General features: G+C 63.3%; 5 protein-coding genes. 1 reads left to right on the top strand and 4 read right to left on the bottom strand.

Translation table 11 applies throughout. From position 1 onward, the window contains the following. Positions 1–105 precede the first annotated feature (105 nt). The 3 genes from AC1D75_RS11850 to AC1D75_RS11840 form a co-directional block, all read right to left on the bottom strand. Complete coding sequence (locus AC1D75_RS11850) at positions 106–1,242, bottom strand: NDMA-dependent alcohol dehydrogenase (RefSeq protein WP_495515400.1); 1,137 nt, start codon at positions 1,240–1,242, stop codon at positions 106–108. 159 nt (positions 1,243–1,401) lie between these two features. After that, a complete protein-coding gene (gene fadD5, locus AC1D75_RS11845) occupies positions 1,402–3,003 on the bottom strand; it encodes a fatty-acid--CoA ligase FadD5 (RefSeq protein WP_495515399.1) in 1,602 nt (533 codons plus the stop codon). A gap of 63 nt (positions 3,004–3,066) precedes the next feature. After that, a complete protein-coding gene (locus AC1D75_RS11840; protein WP_495515398.1) occupies positions 3,067–3,882 on the bottom strand; it encodes an enoyl-CoA hydratase-related protein in 816 nt (271 codons plus the stop codon). A 173-nt stretch (positions 3,883–4,055) separates the two neighbouring features. Here AC1D75_RS11840 and AC1D75_RS11835 point away from each other — a divergent pair, with 173 nt between their 5' ends. Further along, on the top strand, positions 4,056–5,327 hold the full coding sequence (locus tag AC1D75_RS11835) for a TetR/AcrR family transcriptional regulator (protein ID WP_495515397.1): 1,272 nt from the start codon (positions 4,056–4,058) through the stop codon (positions 5,325–5,327). Positions 5,328–5,376: 49 nt separating this feature from the next. Here AC1D75_RS11835 and AC1D75_RS11830 read toward each other — a convergent pair whose 3' ends face one another. Next, positions 5,377–6,195, bottom strand: a complete 819-nt coding sequence (locus AC1D75_RS11830) for a hypothetical protein (protein WP_495515396.1) — start codon at positions 6,193–6,195, stop codon at positions 5,377–5,379.

Here is a 6,195-nt window from a genome sequence, read left to right as displayed (position 1 = left end):
CAACCCCCCCGCCTAAAACACAAAAAAAGAACACCTAACCATTTCTGTGGTTTCGGGCTTTCCCCCCCCCCCCCCCCCCGCGGCCGTGTGGACAAAATCCAGCGATCAGACGGTGCGGTCCTCGTCGGTGAAACGAATCACGCCGCGAATGTTCTTGCCGTCCAGCATGTCCTGGTACCCCTCGTTGATCTGGTCGAGGCGGTACTGGCGCGTGACCATGTCATCGAGATTGAGCTTGCCCATCTTGTACATCGAGAGCAGTTGCGGGATATCGATCTTGGGGCTGGCGCCACCGAAGATCGTGCCCTGCAGATTTTTCTGGAGCAGGGTCAGCATCGCCAGGTTGAGCGTGACCTCGTTCTCCATCATGTTGCCCATACCGGTCAGGACGCAGGTGCCGGCTTTTGCGGTGATACCCATCCACAGGTCGACATCCTTACCGTGCACCTCACCGACCGTGACGATGACCTTCTTGGCCATACCACCGGCGGTCACCTCGGCAATGGTCATCGCGGCCTCTTCCACGCTGGCGAATGCGTGTGTGGCACCGAACTTCAGGGCCTGCTCACGCTTCCACTCCACCGGGTCGATGGCGAAGACGTTGCGGGCCCCCGAGATCACGGCGCCCTGGAGCGCAGCGATACCCACACCTCCACAGCCGACGATCGCTACGTCTTCTCCCGGCTTCACATTGGCGCTGTGGGTCGCCGATCCGTACCCGGTCGGCACACCACAACCCACGAGGCAGGCGACCTCGAACGGGATCGACGGGTCGATCTTCACGACGGACGTCTCGTGCACCACCATGTACGGCGAGAAGGTGCCGAGCAGGGTCATCGGGTAGACGTTCTCCCCTGCGGCGGTCTGGATTCGGAACGTATGATCCGACACCGCTTCACCCTGCAGGAGCATGGCACCGAAGTCACACAGGTTGCTCAGGCCCGAGCGGCACGACGGACACTTGCCACACGACGGGATGAACGAGAGCACCACATGGTCGCCGACCTCGAAATCGGTGACACCCTCACCGACCTGCTCGATCACGCCGGCACCCTCGTGCCCACCGAGCACGGGGAACCCACCCATCGGGATCCCTCCGGTCACCAGATGGTGGTCGGAGTGGCACATACCCGCGGCTTCCATCCGGATCTTGACCTCGCTGCGCCGCGGGTCACCGATTTCGATCTCCTCGATCGCCCACTTCTCGTTGAAGTTCCTGAGCAATGCGCCTTTTGTCTTCATCGAACCCTCTCCATCGCGGCACACATCGGTGCCTACAAACAGCCGCGCTCCGGCCATGACCGCAGAGCGACTTCCAACCGAACAGTGACCGTAATCACGGTCTTCAGCAAAAGTGTAACGTGTTTCAGTTTTGCCGCCAGTAGCACTTTGGATTGGGTGTCAGTGCAGCCCAGCATCCTTGCCGCCGTACTCCTTACGTAGCGACGGCTTGATGACCTTGCCGGACGCGTTGCGCGGCAACTCATCGACGATGATCATTTCCTTCGGCTGCTTGAACCGCGCAAGGTGTTCGTTCAGGAACTCGATGAGTTCGTCGAACTCGAGCGTCTGCTCCGGCTTCACGACGACGATCGCCACCGGTACCTCGCCCCAACGATCATCGGCCCGGCCGACCACCGCGGCCTCGAGGATCTTCGGATGGGCGAACAGCGCGTTCTCGACCTCGGCGCAGTAGATGTTCTCGCCGCCGGAGATGATCATGTCTTTCTTGCGGTCGACGACGTAGACGAACCCCTCTTCGTCCATTCGCACCAGATCTCCGGAATGGAACCAGCCACCGGCAAACGCATCCGCCGTCCCCTGCGGGTTCTGCCAGTAGCCTTCCATCATTGTCGGTCCGCGGTAGACGATCTCGCCGACGTCGCCCACCGGGACGTCATTCATCTCCGCATCGACCACGCGCGCCTGCACGGCCGGGATTACCTGACCGACCGAGCCGAGTTTGCGCAACGCGTCCTTGCCTTCAAGCACACAGGTGATTGGCGACATCTCGGTCTGCCCGAACACAGCAACGTTCACCGCGTCCGGGAAGGTGTCGGACATCGCGCGCAGCACGGTATCCGAGGCCGGCGCCGCGCCCCACGAGATGACCCGGAGTTTGAGGTTGCGCGGCTTGGCCTGCTGGACCGCACACACGACCTGCCACTGTGCAGGCACCAGGAAGATCGAGGTGATCCGTTCCGCCTCGAGCACATCGAGCAACGCCTCAGGATCAAATGCACCAAGCGGGTGGATCACCGTGGGCACGCCCATGTAGAACAGCGGTGCCATCGCACCCATCGCCGCGATGTGGAACATCGGCGCGACACACGAGCCGATGTCGTCGGTTCGAATCTGCAGTGCGGTGATACAGGTGACCGCCTGTGCCTGCATGTTCGAATGAGAAAGCATGGCGCCCTTGGGTTTACCGGTGGTTCCCGAGGTGTACATGATCATCGCGGTGGAGTTTTCCGGCACATCGATCGCCGGCAGGTCCGACGAATCCTCGGCGACGAGGGTGTCGAAGTCGAGTGCGTTTTCCACATCGGAGGGTCCGACGACGATCAGGTTCTCCACACCGGGCGTGCTCGCCCGGACCGCATTCGCCAGCGGAGCGAGCAGCGACTCGGTGACGATCACGGTGGCACCCGAATCGGCGATCAGGAAGCCGATCTCGGGCGGTGTCATCCGGATGTTGACAGGCACCGCGATCGCACCGATCAGGTTGGCGCCGAAGATCACCTCGACGTATTCGCTGCGGTTGAGCATCAGCACCAGCACCCGATCACCGAAGCGAACCCCGCGGCGGTACAGCGCTGCGGCGAATGCGGTGGACCGATCGTCCAGTTGCTTCCACGAAGTGTCGCGCCCGCCGAAACGCAAGGCGACCGCGTCGGGCTTCATCTCTGCATGGCGACGGACGTGGGTGTTCCAGTTGTTGCGCCGAGACCGGAACGGTTCGGAGACGAGGTGATCAGAATGGGGCAATGTGGTGCTCGTCATTTTCCGCTTCCTTTTTATGTGACCATTCGCCGAAATCGAGCTCCGACGATGATGATTCGATTGCTACTGAGATGCCGCTGTCGGTTTTGCTTTCTTGCCACGTGCGAATGCGGTGATGAGAGCCGCGAACTCGGGTGATTGCAACAGCTCGGTCTGGCCTTCGGTCTCCAACCGCAAAGCCAGATCGAAGCCGGTCATCGTCTGGGCGTCGATGGCCTTCTTGGTCAGGGCCAGTGCCCGGGGTGACGCCGCGAGTAGCTTGTCGACCACTTGATCGACCTTCGCCGACAACGCTTCTGACGGCACGACCGCGGTCACCAGTCCGTCGGCGAACGCCTGCGTCGCCGGTAGGCGGTCACCGAGCAGCGCCAGTTCATTGGCGCGGACACGACCGACGGCCGCAGCGACTGTCGCCGTCGCGGCCCCGTCGGGCATCAGACCGATGTTGACAAAAGCGAGTAGGAAGTACGCCGCCTCCGAGGCATAGATGAGGTCCGAGGCAAAGGCGATCGAGGCGCCGATGCCGACTGCCGCCCCATCGACCACCGCGACGACCGGAACCTGCAGCCCCCGGATCGCCCGGACGACATCGGAACCGGCATTGATGGTCCGCTCGGCACGCAGGCGCGCTTCGTCCTCGGACGTCGGCGGTGGCGCCGTGGCCATTTCGATGAGGTCGGCGCCGGTGCAGAAGTCCTGACCCGGAGCCCCGATGACCACGACCCGGACCGCGGGGTCGACTGCCCACTTCCCGAGCACCTCGATCAACGCCGTGTTTGCCGCGGAGTCGATGGAGTTCTTCCGGGTGGGCCGGTTGATCAGGACGCGCGCGACACCCCGATCGTCGACAGATGTAATCAGGCCTTTGTCCCCTGGCATGCTCGTCACCCTAAGCTCAAATACTCACAATTGCGATGTAGATCACGTGAATCCACATTAACTTGTCAGATCCCCGCGGGACGCGTCAAGTGTTTGCGAGCGCTTGTCCTCGCTGGTCGGCGGGACCGCCCCCTATGGTGCGGATGATCGGTACGTCCCGCTAACATGGATAAATGGCTTCCGCCAACGGACGCGTCAACGACGCCCCCACACCCGCTGCCGTCGTACCGAAAACTCGGCAACGACCGAAGGACCGCCGCGAACAGATAATTCGTGTGGCTGCCGAGTCCTTCAGTGAACAGGGTTATTTCGCCACCGGCGTCGATCAGATCGCCGGGCAGGTGGGCATCAGCGGCCCGGCTCTGTACCGGCACTTCCCCAACAAGTACGCACTCTTCTCCGAGACGGTCCGAATGCTCGGCTCCGACCTGGAACGCGCCATCGCACAGGTGCCGGTCCTGCCCGGTGACCCTGAACGCGAGTTGCATCTGCTCGTCACCGAGCTCACCCGGACCACGATCGAGAACCGGTCGCGCGGCGCCCTCTACCGATGGGAGGCGCGATACCTGAATCCAGACGATCGCAGGTACCTCGGCGAGTTGGTGGGCCGGATGCACGCCCGCTTCGCCGCGCTTCTGGACCAGATACACCCGGATCTGTCGACCGGGGGAACACCGCAGCCGGGTCGCCTCGGCACCGATGCGCAATACCTCAGCGGCGCGATGCTCAGCGTCATCGGATCGATCACCACACACCGGGCCTCGTTACCCCGCAAGCGGATCGAGGCCGTGATCCTCGACGCCGCAATGAACGTGGCACGGACCGATCTACCGCCGAACGATCCGACACCATCGACCGCACGACCGTCCGCATCGGTGGGCCTTCCGATGGCATCGAAACGCGAGGCACTACTGACCGAGGCAATCCGGCTGATGAGCGCACGCGGATTCCACGACGTGACGATGGAAGAGATCGGCGCCGCGGTCGGCATGAACCAGTCGGGCGTGTACCGCCACTTCGACACCAAGGTCGCCATGCTGTCGACCGCGTTTTCGCGGGCCAGCGAACGCATCACTGCGGGGATCAGCGACGCCCTCGCCGAGTCGGCGACGCCGGACGAAGCAGTCGACAAACTCGTCTACAAGTACGTCGACCTCTCGTTTGCCAACAGCGACCTGCTGAACCTGTATCTGTCGGAGATCGGTAGCGTGCCGGAGCCGCAACGGGTCGAACTACGTGATCAACAACGCCGCAACGTCGAGGAGTGGGCACAGCTGGTCGGTCAGGTTCGCCCCGGATTGAACCCGGTCGAGGCCCGATACCTGGTGCATGCCGCCTTCAACACCGTTCTCGACCTCGGAAACTGGGTGCGCCACGATCCCCGTCCGGCCACCAAGCGCCGCATCGAGGCCGTGATGACCACCATCCTGCGCCCGAGCACCTGACCACCCCCGCCCACGATCGTCCCCAGCTGGACGAACTCGGTGATCTCGGTCAGACGACCGCGAAGTCCGAGAGCAGCCATTTCCCGTCCACCCGCTCGAGTGTCACCTTGACCATCGACTCATACCGGATCCCCTCGGGCAGTTGGGCATCTGTTTGTGGCGACTTGACCGTCTGATCCATCGCCACCAACACCACCGCGGTGGTCGGTGAAATAGATTGCAGCGCAGCGTCCTTGACCTTCGCCGACGCAACCGCCTGCGCACTGGCACTGCCTTCACGGGCCTGCCGCGAACCCTCGATGAAGTCCTTGGCGAACGCCGGCGTCGAAATGTCGGTGATCCGGGAATCGAGTTCGGCGAAGTTCGCGGAGTCGTAGGTCAGTAGATCTACCGCATATCGACCCGCAACCTCGACCGCATCGAGTCGGAGTGCGCTGAGCTGATCATCGCCGGACGCCCGGTTGTCGGCCTCGCGGTACAGGTAGGCCAGCACCCCGGTAGCCACCAGCGCCGCGACCAACAGAACCGAGAGCACCGGAACCAACCAGCCGACGCCTCGCCGAACCGGCGCCTCGCCGCCGGATTCATCCGACGTCGCCCCGGCGCCACCTCGGCGGTTGGAGCGCCGCTGCTCGCGGGCCGCTTCCTTTGCCCGCTTGGTTTCAGCGGCCGCACGCAGCTTGTCGCGGTTCCGGCGATTCGCCTCGAGGAACTCGGCGGAATCGAAAGGCGACGGATCCGACCGGACCGCGGAATCGGTACCGGTCGCCGCGATCTCGGTTTCAGCCGGCTCGGTCGTCGCGGGTTCAGGTACCACCGGCGCGTCGCCGGGTTCCCCGGTTCGATCAACCTTCGCTTTCGGACTCAT

The sequence above is a fragment of the Williamsia sp. Y712 genome (assembly GCF_059445525.1).
This window is presented reverse-complemented; position numbering and strand designations above follow the sequence as displayed.